The sequence below is a fragment of the Streptomyces javensis genome (genome assembly GCF_039525925.1).
Taxonomy (GTDB): Bacteria; Actinomycetota; Actinomycetes; order Streptomycetales; family Streptomycetaceae; genus Streptomyces; species Streptomyces asiaticus.
On record NZ_BAAAIF010000068.1, the window covers coordinates 1 to 22,039 of the forward strand.

Consider the following 22,039-nt stretch of genomic DNA (forward strand, 5'->3'; position numbering starts at 1 on the left):
GTCCGGGCGGCGGCGGTCGTCCCGGTGGCGGCGGCGGCTTCGCCGGCCGTCCGGGGGGTCCCGGCGGCGGCTTCGGCGGCGGCGGTGGCCGTCCCGGCTTCGGTGGCCGTCCCGGCGGTCCCGGTGGCCGCGGTGGCACGCAGGGCGCCTTCGGCCGTCCCGGCGGTCCGGCGCGCCGTGGCCGTAAGTCGAAGCGGCAGAGGCGCCAGGAGTACGAGGCCATGCAGGCCCCGTCGGTCGGCGGCGTGATGCTGCCGCGCGGCAACGGCCAGACGGTCCGGCTGTCGCGGGGTGCCTCTCTCACCGACTTCGCGGAGAAGATCAACGCCAACCCGGCGTCGCTGGTCGCCGTCATGCTCAACCTCGGCGAGATGGTCACCGCGACGCAGTCCGTCTCCGACGAGACGCTTCAGCTTCTCGCCGACGAGATGAACTACAACGTCGAGATCGTCAGCCCGGAGGAGGAGGACCGCGAGCTCCTCGAGTCCTTCGACATCGAGTTCGGCGAGGACGAGGGCGGCGAGGAGATGCTCTCCGCGCGTCCGCCGGTGGTGACCGTCATGGGTCACGTCGACCACGGTAAGACCCGACTGCTGGACGCGATCCGCAAGACCAACGTGGTCGCGGGCGAGGCCGGCGGCATCACCCAGCACATCGGTGCCTACCAGGTCTCGACCGAGGTCAACGACGAAGAGCGCAGGATCACCTTCATCGACACCCCGGGTCACGAGGCGTTCACCGCCATGCGTGCCCGTGGTGCCAAGTCGACCGACATCGCGATCCTCGTGGTGGCGGCCAACGACGGTGTGATGCCCCAGACGATCGAGGCGCTGAACCACGCCAAGGCGGCCGATGTGCCGATCGTGGTCGCGGTCAACAAGATCGACGTCGAGGGCGCGGACCCGACCAAGGTGCGCGGTCAGCTGACCGAGTACGGCCTGGTGGCCGAGGAGTACGGCGGCGACACCATGTTCGTCGACATCTCCGCCAAGCAGGGTCTGCACATCGACAGCCTGCTGGAGGCCGTCGTCCTCACCGCCGACGCCTCGCTCGACCTGCGGGCCAACTCGGAGCAGGACGCACAGGGCATCGCGATCGAGGCCCACCTCGACCGCGGCCGCGGCGCCGTGGCCACCGTGCTGGTCCAGCGCGGCACCCTGCGGGTCGGCGACACGATGGTCGTCGGCGACGCGTACGGCCGCGTCCGGGCGATGCTCGACGACAACGGGAACAACGTGGTGGAGGCCGGCCCGGCGACCCCGGTCCTGGTGCTCGGTCTGACCAACGTGCCCGGTGCGGGCGACAACTTCCTCGTCGTGGACGAGGACCGCACCGCCCGCCAGATCGCCGAGAAGCGCGCCGCCCGCGAGCGGAACGCGGCGTTCGCCAAGCGCACCCGCCGGGTCTCCCTGGAGGACCTGGACAAGGTGCTCAAGGCCGGTCAGGTCCAGCAGCTCAACCTCATCATCAAGGGCGACGCGTCCGGTTCGGTGGAGGCTCTCGAGTCCTCGCTGCTCCAGCTCGACGTCGGCGAAGAGGTGGACCTGCGGGTGCTGCACCGCGGTGTGGGTGCGGTCACCGAGACCGACATCGACCTGGCGACGGGCTCCGACGCCATCGTCATCGGCTTCAACGTGCGCGCCGACGGGCGTGCCACGCAGATGGCCGAGCGCGAGGGCGTGGACGTCCGCTACTACTCGGTCATCTACCAGGTGATCGAGGAGATCGAGGCGGCCCTGAAGGGCATGCTCAAGCCGGAGTACGAAGAGGTCGAGCTCGGTACGGCGGAGATCCGCGAGATCTTCCGCTCGTCCAAGCTGGGCAACATCGCCGGTGTGCTCATCCGCTCCGGCGAGGTCCGGCGGAACACCAAGGCCCGCCTCATCCGCGACGGCAAGGTCATCGCGGAGAACCTCAACATCGAGGGTCTGCGCCGGTTCAAGGACGACGTCACCGAGATTCGCGAGGGCTTCGAGGGCGGTATCAACCTCGGCAGCTACAACGACATCAAGATCGACGACGTCATCGCGACGTACGAGATGCGCGAGAAGCCGCGCGGCTGACAAGCGGCGGCGGCCGGGGCCGATCGGCGGAGGAATTTCCGTCGATCGGCCCCGGCCCTTGCGTGTACGGTGCGAGAAGCCCGCAACCACAAAGGCCCCACGGGTGGCTTGACCCGGACCGCATGTATGTAGGGACGTTGTCCTTTGACCTGCTTCTCGGCGACGTACGGTCGTTGAAGGAGAAGCGCTCCGTCGTCCGCCCGATCGTCGCCGAACTGCACCGCAAATTCGCGGTGAGCGTGGCGGAGGTCGGCGACCAGGACCTCTACCGCAGGGCCCAGATCGGCCTGGCGATGGTCTCCGGGGACGCGGGCCACCTCACGGAGGTGCTCGACCGCTGCGAGCGGCTGGTGGCGGCGCGGCCGGAGGTGGAGCTGCTGGCCGTGCGACGGCGGTTCCACGGTGGCGATGATGAATGAGGGCCGGACCGGTGGTCGCAGACCGCGCCCCCGGCCATCGATGACTGACGCGAAGAAGAGAGAAGAAGACGCATGAGCGACACCGCGCGGGCACGCAAGCTGGCGGACCGCATCCGGGTCGTGGTCGCGGAGACCCTCCAGCGGCGGATCAAGGATCCGCGGCTGGGCTATGTGACCATCACCGACACCCGGATCACCGGTGATCTGCGGGAGGCGACCGTCTTCTACACGGTCTTCGGCGACGACGAGGAGCGGGCGGCCTCCGCCGCGGCCCTGGAGAGCGCCAAGGGTGTGCTGCGGTCGGAGGTCGGGCGCCAGACGGGGGTGCGCTTCACCCCGACCCTGACGTTCGTCCCGGACGCGCTGCCGGAGAACGCCCGCACCATCGACGATCTCCTCGCCAAGGCCAGGGAGGCGGACGCCCAGGTGCGCGAGGCGTCCTCGGGCGCCGCTTACGCGGGCGAGGCCGACCCGTACCGCAAGCCCGGCCAGGAGGACGACGAGGAGCCCGGCACCGACGGTAAGGGTTCAGCGGACGCATGACGCGTAACGGAAGGGCCCGTTCCGGAGCGCCGGACGGCCTGGTGATTGTCGACAAACCGGCCGGTTTCACCTCGCACGACGTCGTCGCCAAGATGCGCCGCTTCGCCGGCACCCGGCGGGTCGGCCACGCCGGGACGCTGGACCCGATGGCCACGGGCGTGCTCGTGGTCGGCGTGGAGAAGGCCACCCGGCTGCTGGGCCATCTGGCGCTGACCGAGAAGGAGTACCGGGCCACCATCCGGCTCGGGCAGACCACGGTCACCGATGACGCGGAGGGCGAGATCACCGCCTCGGAGGGCGCCGCCGGGGTCGACCCGGGCGCCGTCCAGGCCGGGATCGAGGAGCTGACCGGGGACATCCAGCAGGTCCCCTCGAAGGTCAGCGCCATCAAGATCGACGGCAAGCGCTCCTACGCACGGGCGCGGGAGGGCGAGGAGTTCGCGATTCCGGCGCGGCCGGTGACCGTCTCCTCCTTCGTCCTCCACGACCGCCGAGAGGCCAAGGCGGAGGACGGCACCACCGTCCTCGACCTGGACGTCACGGTGGTGTGCTCCTCCGGCACCTATATCCGGGCCCTGGCGCGCGACCTGGGCGCCGGACTGGGCGTGGGCGGCCATCTGACGGCCCTGCGCCGGACCCGGGTCGGTCCGTACGGGCTGGAGGCCGCCAGGACGCTGGAGCGGCTGGAGGAGTCGCTGGAGATCCTCCCCATCGCGGAGGCGGCGGCCGCCGCGTTCCCGCGCTGGGACGTGGACGAGCGCCAGGCCCGGCTGCTGGGCAACGGGGTGCGGATCGACATGCCGTCGGGGCAGCCGGGGGCACTGGATTCGAGTCCGGGTCCGGGGCCGGTCGCGGTCTTCGGGCCGGAGGGGCGCTTTCTGGCCCTGGTGGAGGAGTCGAAGGGCAAGGCGAAGAGCCTGGCCGTCTTCGTATGACGCCGTTGCCGCCCGCTGCGGGCGGCCCTCGGCCCGGCCGGCGCGGCGCCGATGTGTCGTTGCCGACTCCGGGCCGCGTTGCACGCGCCGGGACCGGCCGCCTACCGTGGCTTTCCGGCCGGTCCGGGCGCTTGGGGCGGCCACCGATGCGAGCCGGGCGCCCGGGACATGGCAGTCTTAGACCTGCGAAGTCGACAGACAAAGGTTCGGGCGAGGAGCGGGCAAAGTGCAGCGCTGGCGTGGCTTGGAGGACATCCCCGAGGACTGGGGGCGCAGCGTCGTCACCATCGGTTCCTACGACGGGGTGCACCGAGGGCACCAGCTGATCATCGGCCGTGCCGTGGCACGGGCGCGTGAGCTGGGCGTACCGGCGGTCGTGGTCACCTTCGACCCGCATCCGAGCGAGGTCGTGCGGCCCGGCAGCCATCCACCGCTGCTCGCCACCCACCAGCGGCGCGCGGAACTGATGGCCGGGCTGGGCGTGGACGCGGTGCTGATCCTGCCGTTCACGGCGGAGTTCTCGCGGCTCACCCCCGCCGACTTCGTGGTGAAGGTGCTGGTGGACAAGTTGCACGCCCGGGCCGTGGTGGAGGGCCCCAACTTCCGCTTCGGCCACAAGGCCGCCGGGAACGTGGCCTTCCTGCGCGAGCTCGGCACCACTTACGACTACGAGGTCGAGGTCATCGATTTGTACGAGCGCGGCGAGGCGGGCGGCGGTGAGCCGTTCTCCTCCACGCTGGTGCGCCGCCTGGTCGCGGAGGGCGATGTCACGGGCGCGATGGAGGTCCTGGGGCGGCCGCACCGGGTCGAGGGCGTGGTGGTGCGCGGTGCGCAGCGCGGCCGTGAGCTGGGCTTCCCGACGGCCAACCTGGAGACCCTGCCGCACACCGCCATCCCGGCCGACGGCGTCTACGCCGGCTGGCTGACGGCGCGGGGCGAGGCGATGCCCGCCGCGATCTCGGTCGGCACCAATCCGCAGTTCGACGGGACCGAGCGGACGGTCGAGGCGTATGCGATCGACCGGGTCGGCCTGGATCTGTACGGACTCCATGTCGAGGTCGACTTCCTCGCCTATCTGCGGGGCCAGGAGAAGTTCGACTCGATCGAGGCGCTGCTTGAGCGCATGGCGGCCGATGTGAAGCGGGCGCGGGAGCTTGTGGAGGAGCACGGAAGCCGCTGACGCGTACGGACGTGTACGGCGCGTACGGGCGCGTACGGCGCGGCTGAGGCGTACGGGAGCCACTGAGGGCGCGTGCTGGGCGCAGTGCGCCGTGTGCTGAACCGTGATGAACGGGAGAACGAGAACGCGCCCCGTGGGCCGGTGATCCGGCCCACGGGGCGCGTTCTCGTCTCCGCTCGGTCGCTACTGCTGCGGGGGCTGCTGCTGCCAGGGCTGCCCCGGTTGCCCGGGCTGGCCGGGCTGCCCCGGCTGGGCCTGCTGCCACGGCTGCCCGGGCTGCGGCTGCTGCCCCTGCCCGTAGGACTGCTGCCAGCCCTGCTGGCCGCCTTGCTGCGGGTACCCGGGGTACTGCGGCTGCTGGCCCTGCTGAGGCGCGTACGCGCCCGGGTAGGGCTGCTGCTGGGCCTGTCCGGGCATCGGCGGGGCCACCTGCGGCGGCTGGGCCGCTCCGTCGCCCGTCCACAGACCCTGCTCCTGCTGGGCGCGGGTGAAGTCCTCCGCGACCATGGCCGAGAGGTTGAAGTACGCCTCACGCGTCTTGGGCCGCATCATGTCCAGGTCCACCTCGGCGCCCGCCGACAGATGCTCGTCGAACGGCACGACGATCACCCCGCGGCAGCGGGTCTCGAAGTGGGACACGATGTCCTCGACCTTGATCATCTTGCCGGTCTCCCGAACCCCGGAGATCACCGTGATGCTCCGCGAGACCAGATCCGCGTACCCGTGCGCGGACAGCCAGTCCAGGGTGGTGCTGGCGCTGCTCGCGCCGTCCACCGAGGGCGTGGAGATGATGATCAGCTGGTCGGCGAGGTCGAGGACGCCGCGCATGGCGCTGTAGAGCAGGCCCGTGCCCGAGTCGGTGAGGATGATCGGGTACTGCTTGCCCAGGACGTCGATGACGCGGCGGTAGTCGTCGTCGTTGAACGTCGTCGAGACCGCCGGGTCCACGTCGTTGGCCAGGATCTCCAGCCCCGACGGCGCCTGTGAGGTGAACCGCCGGATGTCCATGTAGCTGTTGAGGTACGGGATCGCGGTGACCAGGTCGCGAATGGTCGCACCGGTCTCCCGGCGGACCCGTCGGCCGAGGGTGCCCGCGTCCGGGTTGGCGTCGATCGCGATGACCTTGTCCTGGCGCTCGATGGCCAGGGTCGCGCCGAGGGCGGTGGTCGTCGTGGTCTTGCCGACACCGCCCTTGAGGCTGATCACCGCGATGCGGTAGCAGGAGAGCACCGGCGTACGGATCAGCTCCAGCTTGCGCTGCCGCTCCGCCTCCTCCTTCTTGCCGCCGAGCTTGAAGCGGGAGGGGCCGGGGGTGTTCTTCTTCGGCTTCTGCTTGCCCTTGATCAGCCGGTCCGAGGAGAGCTCGACCGCTGCGGTGTACCCGAGCGGCGCCCCCGCGCCTCCGGCCTGGCGCCGCTGGTCGGGCGTCACGGTCGGCCAGCCGCCGGTACGGGGGTCGGCGGGGGCCGCCGGGGCGGCCTGGGCGTCCGGACGCGGATAGCCGTAGCCGTCATGCGGCTGTGGCTGTGCCTGCGGCCCGGGTCCGGGCCCGGGAACGCCGTTGCCGGGCCGCGGGAAACCATAGCCACCCTGCGCGCCCGGACCCTGCTGCCCGGGGAACTGCTGACCCTGCGGGGCATGCGGCGGCTGGCCCTGGACGGGGCCGTTCGGCGCGTACGGACCGGGCTGACCGGGCTGGGCGGAGTGACCGGGCTGACCGGGCTGGGCAGGCTGTCCGGGCTGGCCCGGGTACATCGGCTGGCCGGGCTGTCCGGGGTGCTCGGCCTGCCCCGGCTGGGGCGCGGGGTAGGGCTGTGCGGGGGGCTGCTGGTACGGCCCCTGGTCCTGGCTCTGCTGGTCCGGGGCGGGCGGCTGTGGGAAGCCGTAGCCGCCCGGAACGGGCGCCGGCCCCTGGCCCTGGCCCTGGCCCGGCGCGCCCGGACCGGGCGCGGGCTGGGCCCCCGGCTGCGGATAGCCGTAGTGGGGCCCCTGCGGAGCCGGGGCACCCTGCGGACCGGGACCCGGACCCGGCACGCCCGGGCCGGGCTGCTGGTAACCGCCCTGCGGGCCGGGCACGTTGCCCATCGGGGGCTGCGCCCCCTGGGCCTGATCCGGCAGCGAGGGCAGCGGGGCCGGACCGGGCTGGCCGGGGATCGCACCCGGAGCGCCCTCACCGGGCCGCGGATAGCCGTACCCACCCTGCGGTCCCGGTCCGGCGGCGGGCTGCCCGGGCTGCCCGTGCGTCTGGGGCGGGGGAGGCGCCCAGGAGGTGTCCTGCGGCGGGAGCGGCACTCCGGCACCAGGCGTGGCGGGCCCATCCGTCCGCTGCTCCGGAACGGAAGCGGGACCCGGAGCCGGCGGGGCGTCCTCGGGCGCCGCGGGCTGGAAGTCCGGCGGCAGCGGCGGCAGCCCCGACTGCGGAACGGGCGGCGGGGCCCAAGTGGTGGCGGGCTGCTCGGGCGACGGCGCGCTCGGCGGCACGGCGTCCTCGGGCACGGCGTCTTCAGGGACCGCGTCCTGAGGCTCGGCACTCGCCTGCCTCAACTCCTCCATTTCACGCCGCAGCGCGGCGGTGGAGAAGCGCAGCGTGCCCTCGCTGCGCACGTCGTCGTCGGTACGGTCGTCCGAGCCCGAGGAGCCGGAGTCGCCGTCCGAACGGGACTCAGACCCAGAATCGGACCCGGCATCGAAGCCGGAAGGAGCACCGGAGTCGGAACCGGAGTAGGAACCCGAAGGAGAACCGGAACCGGGGTCGGAACCGGAACCGGGATCGGAATCAGCGCCCCCGGCGCCGGAGTCCTCACTCCGCCTCTCGGCGATCTCCCGCCGCAGCGCGGAGGTGGAGAACCGCACGGTGGAGGGGCTGCCCACATCGCCGTTCTCGCCCTCGTCGGAGCCCGCCTCGGAGGCGTACTCCGGTTCCGGCCGGAAGGCGTCGTCGTCCTGCGGAGCAGCGGCGGGAGCCAGCGTGAAGTCGTCATCGGCGGGAGCGGAAGCGGAAGAGGAAGCCGCAGCCGAATCCTCCGTCTCGTCATCGGAGGCCGGGGCGGAAACGTTGTAGGAGGGCGAAGGCTCAGCACTGTCCGGAACGCCGCCACCCGTAGCACTGTCATCCGCGGGCGCGGCACCAATGGAACCCGACCCGGAGTCAGACAAAGGCGGCATACGCCTGCCCGAGTCGGACTCTCTGCTCTCCGGTGCCGACCGTGCCTCGTCCTCCCTCTGCCCGGGGGCCTCCTGCACCTCGGAGGCGTCCGACACGACATCGGAGGACGGCGCCGGGGCAGGCGGCGGCCAGGCACCCGGAAAACCGCTCGGCTCCGGCACCCCCGGCACGGGCACCGGATGGCCGGTGGGCGGCGGAGGCGGCGGCCCCGGCATCCCCGCACCGGTGCCCGTCCCGGTTCCCCCGGAACCGCCGGTCGACGTGGGGGCCGTGGAGGACGGCGAGGACGACGACGAAGCGTTCTGCGTGTACCAGGCGGGTGGGGTGTAGTCGATGGTGAACTCGCCCGTGTGCTCGGTCTCCGCGTCGGACCGATCATCGCCGGGTGTGATTCCGCCCGTGCGGATCTCGTCCCGATCGCTGCTCACAATGCCTCCTGGTGTGGTCGAACACCCTTGAAATTCTTGGCGAGGCCGATCTGTTGCCGATCGCTACTGTCGTCCGACCGTTCGGCTTTCCCCTTTTGTGACGCCGGGGACCCCTGCACGGGCGCTCCACCGGGTACCCCAAGACTAATCACCATGAGCGCCGCGGGGGCAGGCCCATCCGCGCACTCGAGGCTGTCCGAGACCTCACCGTGCCTTACGGCGGTACGTACCCGGCAACCGCGGGGAGAAGTCCAAGCGTCCGGTGGTACAAAGAATCCCCGCTCGAATGCCGTTGCACTGTGGGACCTGCGACCATGTCGCCCCTTTCCGGCCGCCGCCGCCGACCGGATCGCGGGGAGGAGGCCGACCGGTCGGTGGACTCGTGTGAGAGGTAGGCGCAGATGCCGCAGCCGCCCCAGCCACCCAACCAGCCGCCCTCCGACGGTTTCGGCCCACCGCCCCCAGAGCCTCAGGACCCCGACCTGCCCCAAGAGCCCCAAGAGCCCCGGGAGCCCGGTCAGAGCGGCTTCGGCTCGCCGCGGAGACCTCCGACATCACCCACACCACCCACGCCGCCCACCGTGCCCCAGGGGCCGCCAGCAGCTCCGTCTACGGGCCACACTCCGCCCCAGATCTGGGACGGTGCCCTCCCACCGAGCCCGCCCCCACCACCGCCCGGCCCGTCCCGGGGCCCGGACCCGTCGAACCCGTACGCCCAGAACCCGTACGCCCAGAACCCGTATGCACGCCAGCCCGAGTACGGCAGCCCGTACACCCCACCGCCCGGCGGGCCGTACGGCACGCCTCCGCCCACCAACGGCGGCCGAGCCCCGAAGCGGAAGGCCGTCATCGTCGGTGCGGCGGTGGCGGTACTGCTCGCGGCCGGTGGCGGGGTGTACGCGGCGGTGGGCGGTGATGACAGCGGTAAGAACCCCACCGCGAGTCCCACGACGACCACCCCGAGCCACGCCAGGACACAGGACCCGACGCCCGAGCCGACGACCGGTGACGGCGACAACACCGGTGGCCGCGGCAGTGGCGAAAGCGATCCCAACGATCAGCGCCGGGTGGGCGAGGCCAAGGTCCTTTACCAGAAGCCCGCGCCCGAGGTCAGTAAGAGCAACCTCGAAGTGCCCGGCTTCTGGGCGATGAAGGGCTACGTCGTCAAGGCGGTCGAGAACAAGATCGTCGCGTACAACGACGAAGGGGGCAGCAAGTGGACCCTCTCGCTCCCCAAGGCGGTCTGCGCCGCTCCCACCTCCACGACCGGCGGCAAGGTCGTGGTCGCCTACGAAGGCCATGGCAAGGACGCCTGTAGCCAACTCGCCCTGATCGACCTCAACAAGGGCGTCAAGCTCTGGGACCGTCCCGCCCCCGAGAGCGACGCCATTGGCGGTGGCTACACGAACGTGGGGATGGCGCAGAGCGGCGATCTCGTCGGCATGGCCTGGTTCGGCGGCTCCGCCGTCATCAAGGTCAGCGACGGCAAGGAAGTCTCACCCGAAAAGCCGAGCGCGGGCTGTTCCATTGACGGCTACGCGGGCGGCAAGGTCCTGCTGCGCGCCTACTCCTGCACCAATGGCACCGCCAAGCTCCAGCAACTCACCCCCGGCGGCTCGATCAAGTGGACCTACACCGTCCGTAAGGGCTTCAAGGTCAGCAACATCTTCTCCAGCAGCCCCGCTGTGGTGGCTCTCATCGACCAGGACCGGCGCTCCGGCGGCATCCTTGCCCTCTCCGACAAGGGCAGGGAACGCTCGACCCTCACGCTGGGCAAGCAGTCCTACCAGCCGGAGTGCGGCACGGACATCTTCGGCACCAACATGGGCAACTGCGAGGGCGTCGCCGTCTCCGCCGACACCTTCTACCTGCCGACCGAGATGACCCAGGACCACGGTCTGGGCTCCACAAGCGAGATCCACGCCTTCGACCTCACCACCGGCAAACGGAAATGGGCGGTCAAGGTGGCCGAACGGCTCCTGCTCCCGCTGAACATGGACGGCAAGAACCTCATCGCCTACGAAAAGCCCTCATACACCGCGCCCGGCCGAATAGTCCGCATCGGCCCCAACGGCGGCAAGCCCAAAACCCTCCTGCGCCTCCCCCAGGCCACCCAAAAAGCCGAGCGCGACTTCTACTCGGCCACCCACACCTACCGCAACGGCAACTTCTACATCGCCACCAACCGCATCACCGGCACCGACACCACCGCCGAAAACCTCCTGATGGCCTTCGGCCGCTGAGCGGCGGCCGAGCGGTGGGACACGACCGCGGGGGCGGACACCGACCGGCGTCCGCCCCCGCGCCCGCGCTCCTCAGCTCAGATCGAATTCGCCGTCCCTCGCGCCCAGGACGAAGGCACGCCATTCGGCCTCCGTGTAGCGCAGCACGGTCTCGGGGTCGGTGGAATTCCGCATGGCCACTGCCCCGTTCGGCAGGTAGGCGATCTCCACCCGGTCCTCGGAGCTGCTGCCAGGTGCACTGAGCCACTCGACACCGGAGATGTCGAGGGCGTACAGCTCTTCCTTCTCTTTGGCATCGGCCATTGGTGGAGAATCCCTTCGGGTACCGCGGAAACAAGCCCGCCTGGTGCTTGGCTGACAGTCTCATCCACCGTGTGCACGGCGGCAATCGAACACTGTCAGTCCATGCGGCGAGCCCCGCCCAGCAGGCCGGATTCGATGTCAGTCGGATGCGTCGCCACGTAGAGCCGCGATTGACTATCACACCAAAGAGTGACCCCGTCCGGAAGCGTGGACAGTGATTCGACATCCGTGGCCGGCAGTCCCATGATCCGTCCGATCTGGGCGGCCTCCTCGGGCGACACCCGCTGGACGCCCACCAGGTCCGCGTTCTCCATGAGCCGGGGGGCGACCGGGCTCAGATAGGGCAGAAGCGTCAGCACGGACTGCCATGGCGCCGAGGTCACCCGCCCGCGCGGCGGTCGCATGCCCGCGTCACGGATCACCAGAACGGGGCTGCCGATCGACGGCCCCTGCGGCGGGACACGTCCCACGTCGTGGAGCGTCATGCTCTGGTATCCGCCGTTCGCGGCCTGCGCCAAGGACGCCCACATCTGCTGACGGCCGGTCTCCACGGTGACCCGGGCGCCCGTGGCCACCGCCCGCAACCCGATCACCTGCGCCGTCCACAGCCCGCCGACCAGAACCACGTTGAAGGGCGTGGGACGGTGCAGACCCAGCACGGCGGGTTGGTCCCGCGCGCCGACACCGATCACCACCCCGTCGTCGCCGACCGGCAGCGCCAGTGCGTCGAACTGCTCCGGGGGGAGCTCATGCCGTTGACGCCGGGGTCCGATCAGCCCGAATCCGCGTCGCGTCCTGCGCGGGGAGGGAGCCACGGGCTCGTCCGGCTGACCGGGCATTTGGCCAGGTGCGGGAGCCGGGGCGTAGGAAGGGCCGCCTGAGACGGTCGTCGGCATGGCCATCAGCGGGTCCCTCCCAGGGGCAGAGTGGCGAGTACGCCGGGTACCTGCTCGCGGTCCAGCCGTGCGAGACCCACCCGCACCCCACGGGCCGTGCGCTGGAGCTCTCGTCTCATCGCGACCAGGTCGTCCGCGCTATGACCCGTGATCCGCACATGCCCGCTCACCGTGGGCGCGGGGCGGCCGCTCTGCGTCCCGCCCCGTCGCAGAGTGAGGCTGAGCGTGGTCGCGAGCGCGGGCAGTGAGGTCAGCAGCGCGGCCAGTTGGGGAAGGGGCGTGGCTCCCGGTCCCAACTGTGGCCACCTGCTGACCCAGTAAGTGGTGTGCCATCGGTCGTCGCAGCGCCAGGCCCGTGTGCTCTCGACCGTGCGTCGACTGAGCGTGTTGGTCTGCCGGGCCTGCGCCGTCGCCCTCGGATTGACGCTCGCGGCGGTGGCGATCGCCGCCGTCACGCCTTCTTCCGGCAGGAGCGTCACGCCGAAGCCTGCCCCCTGCAACCTGCTCGACAGCTGGTCTGCCGCCCGCAGCACACACCGTTGCGCGCCCTCGAGGCCCCCGCCCCGGGCCGCGACGGCCTCCGGGCAGAGCTCCGGGTCGAACTTCAAGGCCACCCACGTCAGACGGACCGCGGGCGCGCCCGTCTGCTCCTGAAGCGGCCCGTAGTTGCGTACGGGCACCGTCTGCGCCGACAGGTGGGGTGCGGGCGCCGGCAACGCATGCTGCACCACCTGCACGGACTCCAGCAGGATTCCGTCGACGTCCATGGCGTCGCGCAGCAGCGAAAGCGGCAGCGGACGCTGCGTACGGTGCGGGCGCAGCGGTGAGTCCGTGGCGTCCACCTGGAGGATCGCGGTCAGAAAGGTGCCGTCGCCCACCAAGCCGACCATGCGCCGCTCGCGATCGGTGAACGTGTAGGTGCGCAGGGCCGGTTCGCACTCCAGAGCCGGCGTGAAACCGGGGTCCGTGCCCGCGTCGAGCGGCTTCGCCGCCTGCCGCTGGCGCCTGCGCAGCGCGAGCGCGGTGCTCAGCCATTCTGGTATCGGCTGCTGATGACGCGTGACCACGGCCAGCAGCACCAGGACGACGCCCACGACTCCGGCGGGCACCAGCAGGAGTTTGTCGACCACCCCGGCGGCCAGCACGATCGCCGCGGCCACCTCGATCAGCACGAATTGCTGAAGCCGCAGGGGGCCGATGCTGCCGGGCCGGGACATCGTGCGCGGGGTGGCGGAGGCGGTGGGAGCCGCCGTCCGGGGGGCGTCAGCGGGTGCGGGCGGACGGGGTCTGCTCGGTGCTCCTCGGCCGGACGCGCTCCTCGTGGCACGTGCGCGCGTTGCGGCAGCCATCCCCGTCAGCCCCCTAATGTCCGAAACCGGCCCGAACGGCCCGGTCGTCGTTGCCCCGGTGAGTGTCCCCGGGCGGCATGAGCCAGTTCACTACCGGCATAGTAGAGGGTCGGTACGACGCCAGGACCGAGGGCAGGCCACCTGACTACCGAGGCCGAAAAGCGGGGAGAAGCGGCTAAAAATGGCATCACGGCGGGATGAACTCAACGCCTACATCTACGCGAAGAAGCGGACAGTCGCCGCCTTTTTGCAACCCACGCCGAGTGGCACGGAGGAGGGTGCGCCGCGTCCGCTGCGCGCGGTCCTGCCCGGAGTCGTCGTCGGGGCCCTGATCCTCGCCGGTTTCGGCGCCTGGGGCATGTTCAAGCCCGTCGCCCCCAAGGGGTGGGACACACCGGAATCGCATGTGATCGTCGGCAGTGACTCCACCACTCGGTACGTCATCCTGAAGACAGGCGGCAAGCCCCAACTCCATCCCGTGCTGAACCTCGCCTCCGCCAAGCTCCTCCTCGACCCCGAGAAGTCCAGCATCATCAAGGTGAAGGAGTCAGAGCTGGACGACGGCCACATCCCGCGTGGGCCCACTATCGGCATTCCGTACGCGCCGGACCGCATCCCCAGTGCGGACGAGGCGAAGAAGCGCATGACGTGGGCCGTCTGTGAACAGCCGGGCGGCAATGGGAACACCACACAGAAGGCCGTCTTCCTCTTTTCCGACCGGGACCCGAAGCTCCAGAAGCTGCACGGCTCCCAGGCGCTCCACGGTGGCCAGGCCCTCTACGTGCAGGATCAGGACGGCGCCCGCTATCTCGTCGATCCGCGGGGCGTCAAGTATCTGATCGGCGGCCGGGACTGGAAGGCCAAGTCCGCCGAGGACACCAATCTTCTGCTGCGCTCGATCTTTCACGACGGTGCGAAGCCGCAGCGAGTCACCACGGACTGGCTGGCGACCTTCAGGGACGGGGCACCGATCGACTTTCCGCAGGTCCCGGGCCGGGTAGGCGATGACGCCGGGGTCCCGAGCCTCGGCGAGGCGAATCGGGTCGGCATGGTGCTCGAAGCGCCCACCGGAGCCGGCACCCAGAAGTATGTGGTGCTGGAGGGAAAGGTCCAGCGGATCTCGGAGTTTGTGGCCAAGCTCCTGCTCAGGAGCAAGACCTCCATCAATGAGGCGAGTATGGCCAAACGAGTGGCGGCCCAGTCATTCAACCCGGACACGGAGAACGATTTCTACGGCCAGTACCACTGGCCCAGCGAAATCCCGAGCCAGGCCAACTCCATCGATCCCGCGCTGGGCACCGGAGCCCGGGACACCAGCTGCAGCATCTTGGACGGGGTGACCGCCAAGGGCGGCGCCAAGGTGACGACTTGGGCCGGCAAGGACTTCCCGGCCACCATCCCGGACGGCGCCACCAGCGCCTATGTGACCCCCGGGTCGGGAGCGCTCTACCGTCAGGTGAGCGGACGGCAGATCAAGAACGGTCCCGTCTTCCTGGTGACCGACACCGGCCTTCGCTACTCGGTCCAGTCCAACAACGACAGCGATTCCGGCAAGTCGAAAATCGGTGGCGACGACTCCGACAAAGGAAAGGCCGCTGAGGCTCAGCAGGACGTCAACAAGGCCCAGCGCAGCCTCGGATACCAGGATGTCAACCCGACGCCGGTGCCCGCGGACTGGTCCGAATTCCTGCCCACCGGCCCACGCCTCGACGCCAACAGCGCCAAGCAGCCGCAGGGTTCATAGGAGATGAGGAAGACCGAACACATGCGGTGCACCATCAAACCCCTCGCCCTGTCAGCGGCGACCGCCCTCACGGCACTGACGGCGGCGGCCGGACCGGCATCGGCCTCCGCGGCGCCGGACCTCTCCCTCGCGGGCAGTGGCGAATGCACCTACCCCGCCAAACAGATAAAGGGCACCCCCTGGTCCCTTCAGCGCGTCATGCTCGACCAGCTGTGGCAGGACACCAAGGGGCTGGATTCGAAGGGCCGTCCGGTCAAGGTCGCCGTCATCGACACCGGCGTCGACAACACCAATCCTCAGCTCAAGGACGCCGTCGACACCAGCAAGGGCAAGGAGGTCCGTAAGGGCGGTAAGAAGAGTCTGTCCAAGGGGAAGAAGGGCAACGGGACGGACGACTCGGTCGGCCACGGCACCAAGGTCGCCGGCATCATCGCCGCCCGCCCGCACTCGGGCACGGGATTCGTCGGCATCGCGCCGAAGGCCAAGATCATCCCGATCCGGCAGAACGATGAAAAGGGCTCCGGCACCACCGACACCATGGCCACGGCCATCGACTGGGCGGTCGACGCGGGAGCCGGCGTCATCAATATCTCCCAGGACACCGTCAAGCCGCTCCAGACGAACAGCACGCTCCAGCAAGCCGTCGAGAACGCGCTGCAAGCGGATGTCGTCGTGGTCGCCTCCGCCGGAAACGACGGTCTCGACGGCAAGGTCAAGAAGACCTACCCGGCCGCTTACGACGGCGTTCTCGCCGTCGGCGCCTCGGACCGTAACAACGAACGCGCTCCCTTCTCCCAGTCCGGCGACTTCGTCGATGTCGCCGCTCCCGGCGTCGAAATGGTCTCCACCGTCCCCAAGGGCGGCCAATGCGTGGACAACGGCACCAGCTTCTCCGCGCCCTACGTCGCCGGCGTCGCCGCCCTGATTCGCGCCAAGCACCCGGAGTGGCACCAAGACGAGGTGGTCGCCCAGATCGAGCAGACCGCCGAGCGCGCCGTCAACCACCATGACCGCTTCATCGGCTGGGGCGTCGTCGACCCCGTCCGCGCCCTCACCAACGACGAAACCCGCATCGACCACGTCACCCTGGACAAGGGCGCAGCTCACGACGTCGCCGCGCCCGACCCCGCCCCCATGCCCCTGGGCGAGACCCCTCAGGAGCGCAAGGAACGCCTCGCGACGTACTCCGTGGGCGCGGCTGCCATCGCGGTGGCGGGAATCGCGGGCTGGGCGGCAGTTCTCAACGAACGGAGGCGTCGGCGCTCCGGCATGGCTGAGTAGGAGTACTCATAGACGCCGGTGAAGTGTCATCTACACTGAGCTATTTGGCGTAACTGTGAGTCGTGCGAGCCAGGGGGGACGGGGAGCCTATGTCTACGTTCGAGATGGAATGGGCGCAAATGAAGCGCGAGGCGTCCGGTGACACCGGGATGAGTCTCGCGAGCGCCGACAACAAGCCGGGATGGGCACAAGGCGGATCAGGCGGGGTGAAGTCCAGCAAGAAGGCATGGACCACAGCCGGCCGGAGCGTCGGCAAGCTCCGGGGGGACATCAAGACCGCGCTGACGAAGCTGGAAGAGGAGCAGACTGGCCTAGGCGCGGGCAGCAAGAGTGGCGGCATCGAGAGCGCGGCGGCTCAGCGGGAGCTCTACAGCTCCTGGAAGCGCTACCTGAAGGGCGTGAGTGGGAAGTGCGGCGCGATTCAGGACCGGCTTGAGAGGGCCGGGGATCACCAGTACAAGAACGACGAGGCCACCAAGTGCGCATTCGACGGGCTGGACGTCCTGTACAAGGACACGAAGCCCGTCGGCGGCGAGAGCCGGGGTCGGTGAAGCGGCGGTGGATTACGCGACGCTCAAGTCCCTCAAGCCCTCGGAGTTCGAGGACGCCGCGGGCGGCTATCGGACCGTCGGCGACATGGCCAGTCAGGTCAAGGACGACCTCGAGCAGCAGATAGCCGCTGGCATGCGGAAAGCACTCGAAGGCGAAGCCGTTGACGCCGCCGTGGTGCAGCTCCGGAAGCTGGCGACCAATTTCCACTACACCCAGGTCGAGTGCGCTCTCATCACCACCGCCCTCAACTCTCTGGCCTACGAACTACGAGCAGCCAAGGACAAGCTCGAGGCCGCTGTGGAGGACGCCAAAGCGGAAAAGTTCACGGTGGGCTCGGATGGCTCGGTGAGCTACCCGGCGGCCGGTGACAAGGTCGACGGCAAAGTGCCGGAGGGCGGCACGGTCCAGGGCAGCGCGAAGGGCAAGCCGACCAACCAGCCGATCGACCCGACCGGCGACGCGAATGACGCCGCCGACGCCCTGGATCGCCAGGCGGCGAACATCCACCCCAATCCGAACTTCGGCCGTGCGGTAGCGATCGCCAATCGCATCGCTCAGGCCGTCTATGACGCCACGCAGGCAGACGAGAAGTGGGCGCCCAAGCTGCGCAAGCTGAAGGCCGATGACGATCTGACCGTCGCAGCGGAGGACTGGGCCGACACGAAAAAGGACGCCACTGGAGTCCGCCATGGCGCGAAGGATTACCTCGGCGAGATCAAGCGCCCACCCGAGCACGGCAGCCCTGAGGACAACACCAAGTGGTGGAGGGGGCTTTCCGACGAGGAGAAAGCCACGTACGCCTCTGTGTACCCCGACAGTCTCGGATCACTCAACGGCATTCCGGCGGACGTTCGCGATGAAGCCAATCGCGTTGTGCTCGCGGAGAAGCGTGGTGAGTATTCAATGCAACTTCAGGCAATTCCCAAGGAGCCGAACAAATACGTAGACATACGTGACGCTGTTCCGGGTAACGCGTACAGCGGAGACTGGGTCGCTTGGGACGAGAAGTACGGAGACAAAGCACGCGAATTGAAGGCGGCTCTGAAGGGTATGGGCGCCATTCAGGAGCGCTTCGACCGGACAGGGCAGGTGGATCCCAAGCACCCTGGAGAGAAGCCATTGCCCAAGGCGTACTTGCTCGGCTTTGACACCGAGGGTAATGGTCATGCCATCGTAGCCAACGGCAACCCCGACAAGGCAGATCATACGGCAGTCTACGTCCCAGGGACCACGTCGAGTCTTGAGAAAATAGGAGGAGATGTCGGGCGAATGGAAAAGCTGTGGCGAGCCAGCGATGGCATAGCGCAGGGGCAGGATGTCTCCACTATTACCTGGCTCGGTTACGATGCCCCGCAAAATATCGTAACCGACTCCCCCAAGAGCAGCTATGCTGATGAGGGCGGACCGAAGTTGAACGACTTTGTCAGCGGTCTCCGTGCTTCTCATGATGGAGCCCCAGGGCATTTGACTGTCGAGGGTCATAGTTACGGGAGCACCGTTATCGGATCTGCTGCCCGCCAGGGACATCTGGCGGCGGATGACATCTTTGTGGCGGGCAGCCCCGGTATGCAGGTCGGTCACGCTTCAGATCTCGATGTCGGCGAGGACCATGTCTGGGCAGCCGACGCCGGGAAGAGTGAGATCCCGTGGCCTTCCAGCGATCCGGTCCCTGAAGTGGGTGCCTGGGGGCATGCCAAAAAAGATATCCACTTCGAGATGCCCGACATCATCCCCTGGCTCGACGGGGACGGCATGTCCGGACCGGGCGATCTGAACCCAACGGACGAAAACGGAATCAGGCTCGGTGTGATTCGAATTGATCCACGCGAACCAACTGATCCCGATTTCGGGGGTAACATCGTCGATACAGACACGTCGGGGCACAGTGGTTACTGGGATGAAGACTCAGAGAGTCTTCAGAACCAGGCAAAAGTTGTGGTCGGTAGGTATGGGGAAGTGACACGCAAGTGACAGGTTCCGCACAATGCCGATTCGCCTGGCGTGTCGGCCTCGCCATGTCTGCCCTCATCGCCGCGACGGGATGCTCAACGGTGACAAAAGAAGACGATGGTCTGGACTACACGCCTCAGCGCATGAGCCTAGAAGATGCAAAGGACTTGGTCAGGCAACAATCCAGCAAGATCCTCGATCTTTCTGAACTGCGAGGTGACGTTTCCCCGGCTGCCCCGCACGCCAGCCCCTGCAAAGACGTTGATCATGGCTACCGTGTGAACCATTGGTGGTCGGTGGCGGGGCCGTCCGCGGATGCTCTGAAGGAAGCCATGGACAGGCTTCATCGTGAGCTTCCGAAGCATGGCTGGAAGGTCTATCGCTATGGAGAGGCCAACTCCAAGGCACGTCAGCTTCGACTTGAGGTAGAGGACAAGAATGAGCACCACACAGTGACGATCGAGCTGAGTCTTCCTTCCACCTACCCGAACCCATCGAAGTGGGAGAAGAAGATGCGCGACAGCATCTCCATCTCGCTGGCATCGCCCTGCTACGTCGATAAGGCATACAAGCCCAACGACCAGTAGGGGGCGGTGGGTGGGGGCGGATGCCGATCCCCGTGTGCCTGTCCGCCTGTCACAATGCACAGCCGTACCGTGCCCCGCCGCCAGGCTGTGGCAAGCGCGTTTAGGGGGCTGGCGCCCAAGCGGACGCCGGGCAGTCGTCCCGGGAAATAGGTATGCGTACTCATGTGCGTCTGTGGTGAAGTCGGTAGTGTCACCGGATGTGACGTGTGCCTCGTATGTGCCGTTTGGGGGAGGGGACCGTTACTGAACCGTCGACGTCCCACAGCTACGGGGCAGTTGGGGTGTCCAACTCTGATGGATAGAGTGGCTTAGGACATCGTTGGTGTCATACGGGGAGGGACAGCGTGAGGCCCATAGAGCCGGGGTCTGAGCCACAGACGCCGTTCGGCAAGAAGCTGGTCAAGGAAGCCGAGACGCTTGCCAAGTTCAAGAAGCGCCTGGACAAGGTCCTGACCGACCTTGATAAGTCCCCGGCATCGCGCAAGACGATCTCGCAGCAGTTCATCACCCGGGACGCGTACGGCTCGGGCACCGGGTTCACGTCTGCTGACGACTTGGCCAACCTTTACGAGAAGGTCCACGCGCGACTGGAGACCCTGTCCAAGTCCTTCGGTGACCAGATCGAGGCCATGGGCCTCATGGCGATCGTCGCCGAGCGTGGCTTCGACGGCATGGACGCCGAACAGGCCCGTCGAATGCGGGAGATCCAGACACGTACGCGGAAGTACTACCGCGAGCCCGAGGAGCACGCGGGTCAGAGTGGGAATCACGGTGGCAAAGAGGTCGGGGGCGACGCGCTGTGAGGGGGAGAAGGTAAATGGCCGGAGGAAAGTTCGAGGACCGGTCGCACGACGAGCTCTACGACATGGTCGCGACCGCGAAGCCGGGCGCGCTGACCGACGTCGGGGCCGCTCTGTCGGCTGCCTTCGATGACATCAGCGCAATCGCGGAGGAACTCAAGGCACACGCCGAGCGGGTGCACTGGGAGGGCGAGGGCGCCGACGCCTTCCGTGAGTGGGGTCGTGAGGTTGCCAAACAGACCCACAAGATGGCCGAGTACACCCTGCTCGTCGGCGTACACATGACTGCCGCGGGCCAGGGCCTGACCGAGGTCAAGGCAGCGATGCCGGCCCCGACGGCGGCCGACGACAAGAAGCACAAGAACGACGCGGAAAAGGCGGCCGCGGACAAGCACCACCTTGAAGCGCTCCGGCAGATGGACAAGCTGGACTCGTACTACGAGACGGCTTATACCGAGATCAAGGGTCTGGAGGAGCCGAACTTCCCTCTTCTGCCCGATCTCGGTGCGGGCTGGGGTGACTACAGCTCTGGAACGTCTGGTGGAGCATCTTCATCGACGGGGGGAACGCAAGGCGCCGGACATGTCACGCCGTTCTCGGTCACTTCCGACCCTCACAGTGCCGCAAAGGCGGCCTTGCCTGCGGGAATCGGGAACGAGGGGCACGTGGGTAATGACGTGGACCTTGAACCGGACACGAATACGATCATCGACTCCACGGACACCCTGCCTACGCCAGACGTCATTGACAGGACCAGGCAGCAGGCTTTGCCGCCTGATATGCCGGACCAGCAACCTGGCCCGGTGGGGCCAGGGGGCCTCAGGGGGCCGAGGCCTCCGTTCCTGCCGCCGAGTGCCCCGCCTCCCGTACGAGGTGGGGGCCGGTCGATGCGGGAGCCTCTTCCCCCTTACCAAGGCGCGGCAAAACAGCCTCGGCCGACGAGCCTTCCCCGGACCGGGTTGCCTGACGGTATTCACGGCGGGCAACAGGCTCGCCCACCGGGGCAAACCAACACTCCGCGGATTCCCCGGGGCAGGGTTATCGGAGAAGAGCAAGGGCTCATGAAGCGTGGGCCGATGGGACCCGCTACGCACGGCTTCAAAGGCACGCCTTCGCCTGCGAATGGCGGGCCGGGGCGACGGCTGGCCTCAGAGCCGGGTGGGACCGTGGACAGTCCACGAGGGCCGAACAACGCGAATGGGCAGCGTCTGCCGAAGGGCACGGTCGTCGGAGACGAACACGGAATCCCTCCCAGGCGTGGTCCCCTGGGCACGGGTGGTGTGCCCGCCGATGGGGGTGCGCACGCGCCCGGAAGCAGCGGTGGTCAGGGTCGGCGGCTCGCATCTGAGTCGGGAGGTCCCGTCAGCGGTACGCGTTCTGGGCGCGGGACGCAGTCCGAATTCACCCCCGGGGGGTCTGGGCTCGTGCGCGGTAACCAGGTGGAGCCTGAGTCGACGTCGCGATCTGGCAGGGCAGCCTCGAACGGCTATGAACCCTCCGGCTCCAGGCCCGATTACCTTCAGGAAGACGAAGAGAGCTGGTCGGGTGGACGGCGTGACACGGTCCCGCCGGTCATCGAGTAGATCGACAGATCCCTGTG

General features: G+C 68.6%; 17 protein-coding genes. 13 read left to right on the forward strand and 4 right to left on the reverse strand.

Annotation, left to right across the window (positions count from 1 at the left end):
• The 5 genes from infB to ABD329_RS38275 form a co-directional block, all read left to right on the forward strand.
• The coding region (infB, locus tag ABD329_RS38255; RefSeq protein ID WP_344317585.1) for a translation initiation factor IF-2 at nucleotides 1–2,063 on the forward strand (2,063 nt) is incomplete at its 5' end.
• A 122-nt stretch (nucleotides 2,064–2,185) separates the two neighbouring features.
• Entirely contained in the window at nucleotides 2,186–2,482 is a 297-nt protein-coding gene (locus ABD329_RS38260) for a DUF503 domain-containing protein (RefSeq protein WP_138917261.1), read from the forward strand.
• A 72-nt stretch (nucleotides 2,483–2,554) separates the two neighbouring features.
• Nucleotides 2,555–3,025 (forward strand): 30S ribosome-binding factor RbfA, encoded by a 471-nt coding sequence (gene rbfA / locus ABD329_RS38265; protein ID WP_198280506.1) that lies wholly within the window; start codon nucleotides 2,555–2,557, stop codon nucleotides 3,023–3,025.
• Nucleotides 3,022–3,960, forward strand: a complete 939-nt coding sequence (truB, locus tag ABD329_RS38270; RefSeq protein WP_198280507.1) for a tRNA pseudouridine(55) synthase TruB — start codon at nucleotides 3,022–3,024, stop codon at nucleotides 3,958–3,960. The genes rbfA and truB overlap by 4 nt, the downstream gene beginning before the upstream one ends.
• 226 nt (nucleotides 3,961–4,186) lie before the next feature.
• The gene (locus ABD329_RS38275) at nucleotides 4,187–5,140 is read left to right on the forward strand and encodes a bifunctional riboflavin kinase/FAD synthetase (protein ID WP_198280508.1); all 954 of its coding nucleotides are present in this window, start codon (nucleotides 4,187–4,189) and stop codon (nucleotides 5,138–5,140) included.
• Between the two features lie 183 nt (nucleotides 5,141–5,323).
• Here ABD329_RS38275 and ABD329_RS38280 read toward each other — a convergent pair whose 3' ends face one another.
• Nucleotides 5,324–8,734, reverse strand: a complete 3,411-nt coding sequence (locus ABD329_RS38280; protein ID WP_344317586.1) for an SCO5717 family growth-regulating ATPase — start codon at nucleotides 8,732–8,734, stop codon at nucleotides 5,324–5,326.
• 581 nt (nucleotides 8,735–9,315) lie between these two features.
• On the opposite strand from ABD329_RS38280, the gene ABD329_RS38285 reads away from it, so the two are divergent.
• A complete protein-coding gene (locus tag ABD329_RS38285) occupies nucleotides 9,316–10,977 on the forward strand; it encodes an outer membrane protein assembly factor BamB family protein (protein ID WP_344317588.1) in 1,662 nt (553 codons plus the stop codon).
• A 72-nt stretch (nucleotides 10,978–11,049) separates the two neighbouring features.
• On the opposite strand, the gene ABD329_RS38290 is transcribed toward ABD329_RS38285, so the two are convergent.
• From ABD329_RS38290 to eccE, 3 genes are all read right to left on the reverse strand, one after another.
• Nucleotides 11,050–11,280 carry a DUF397 domain-containing protein gene (locus ABD329_RS38290; protein ID WP_037960661.1) on the reverse strand — a complete coding sequence of 77 codons (231 nt, stop codon included), beginning with the start codon at nucleotides 11,278–11,280 and terminating at the stop codon, nucleotides 11,050–11,052.
• 95 nt (nucleotides 11,281–11,375) lie between these two features.
• A complete protein-coding gene (locus ABD329_RS38295; RefSeq protein WP_198281713.1) occupies nucleotides 11,376–12,182 on the reverse strand; it encodes a hypothetical protein in 807 nt (268 codons plus the stop codon).
• Nucleotides 12,182–13,525, reverse strand: a complete 1,344-nt coding sequence (gene eccE / locus ABD329_RS38300; protein WP_344317590.1) for a type VII secretion protein EccE — start codon at nucleotides 13,523–13,525, stop codon at nucleotides 12,182–12,184. The genes ABD329_RS38295 and eccE overlap by 1 nt, the downstream gene beginning before the upstream one ends.
• A gap of 181 nt (nucleotides 13,526–13,706) precedes the next feature.
• Between eccE and eccB the strand changes: the two genes are divergently transcribed.
• From eccB to ABD329_RS38335, 7 genes are all read left to right on the forward strand, one after another.
• Nucleotides 13,707–15,269: a type VII secretion protein EccB gene (gene eccB / locus ABD329_RS38305; RefSeq protein ID WP_198275626.1), complete on the forward strand. Its 1,563-nt coding sequence runs from the start codon at nucleotides 13,707–13,709 to the stop codon at nucleotides 15,267–15,269.
• 21 nt (nucleotides 15,270–15,290) lie between these two features.
• Nucleotides 15,291–16,550: a type VII secretion-associated serine protease mycosin gene (gene mycP / locus ABD329_RS38310; protein ID WP_198275627.1), complete on the forward strand. Its 1,260-nt coding sequence runs from the start codon at nucleotides 15,291–15,293 to the stop codon at nucleotides 16,548–16,550.
• 89 nt (nucleotides 16,551–16,639) lie between these two features.
• On the forward strand, nucleotides 16,640–17,101 hold the full coding sequence (locus ABD329_RS38315; RefSeq protein WP_198275625.1) for a hypothetical protein: 462 nt from the start codon (nucleotides 16,640–16,642) through the stop codon (nucleotides 17,099–17,101).
• Between the two features lie 7 nt (nucleotides 17,102–17,108).
• Nucleotides 17,109–19,073: an alpha/beta hydrolase gene (locus tag ABD329_RS38320; protein ID WP_198275624.1), complete on the forward strand. Its 1,965-nt coding sequence runs from the start codon at nucleotides 17,109–17,111 to the stop codon at nucleotides 19,071–19,073.
• Nucleotides 19,070–19,639 carry a hypothetical protein gene (locus ABD329_RS38325; RefSeq protein WP_198275623.1) on the forward strand — a complete coding sequence of 190 codons (570 nt, stop codon included), beginning with the start codon at nucleotides 19,070–19,072 and terminating at the stop codon, nucleotides 19,637–19,639. Before ABD329_RS38320 ends, ABD329_RS38325 begins: the two co-directional genes overlap by 4 nt.
• Nucleotides 19,640–19,983: 344 nt before the next feature.
• Complete coding sequence (locus ABD329_RS38330) at nucleotides 19,984–20,442, forward strand: hypothetical protein (protein WP_198275622.1); 459 nt, start codon at nucleotides 19,984–19,986, stop codon at nucleotides 20,440–20,442.
• Nucleotides 20,443–20,456: 14 nt separating this feature from the next.
• Nucleotides 20,457–22,022 carry a WXG100 family type VII secretion target gene (locus ABD329_RS38335; RefSeq protein WP_198275621.1) on the forward strand — a complete coding sequence of 522 codons (1,566 nt, stop codon included), beginning with the start codon at nucleotides 20,457–20,459 and terminating at the stop codon, nucleotides 22,020–22,022.
• The last annotated feature ends 17 nt before the right edge of the window (nucleotides 22,023–22,039 follow it).

Bases quoted from the DNA above. Each gene is read 5' to 3' on its own strand.
- ABD329_RS38260 (WP_138917261.1), top strand. From the start codon at position 2,186: ATGTATGTAGGGACGTTGTCCTTTGACCTGCTTCTCGGCGACGTACGG.
- rbfA (WP_198280506.1), top strand. From the start codon at position 2,555: ATGAGCGACACCGCGCGGGCACGCAAGCTGGCGGACCGCATCCGGGTC.
- truB (WP_198280507.1), top strand. From the start codon at position 3,022: ATGACGCGTAACGGAAGGGCCCGTTCCGGAGCGCCGGACGGCCTGGTG.
- ABD329_RS38290 (WP_037960661.1), bottom strand. From the start codon at position 11,280: ATGGCCGATGCCAAAGAGAAGGAAGAGCTGTACGCCCTCGACATCTCC.
- ABD329_RS38295 (WP_198281713.1), bottom strand. From the start codon at position 12,182: ATGGCCATGCCGACGACCGTCTCAGGCGGCCCTTCCTACGCCCCGGCT.
- eccE (WP_344317590.1), bottom strand. From the start codon at position 13,525: ATGGCTGCCGCAACGCGCGCACGTGCCACGAGGAGCGCGTCCGGCCGA.
- eccB (WP_198275626.1), top strand. From the start codon at position 13,707: ATGGCATCACGGCGGGATGAACTCAACGCCTACATCTACGCGAAGAAG.
- mycP (WP_198275627.1), top strand. From the start codon at position 15,291: ATGCGGTGCACCATCAAACCCCTCGCCCTGTCAGCGGCGACCGCCCTC.
- ABD329_RS38315 (WP_198275625.1), top strand. From the start codon at position 16,640: ATGTCTACGTTCGAGATGGAATGGGCGCAAATGAAGCGCGAGGCGTCC.
- ABD329_RS38335 (WP_198275621.1), top strand. From the start codon at position 20,457: ATGGCCGGAGGAAAGTTCGAGGACCGGTCGCACGACGAGCTCTACGAC.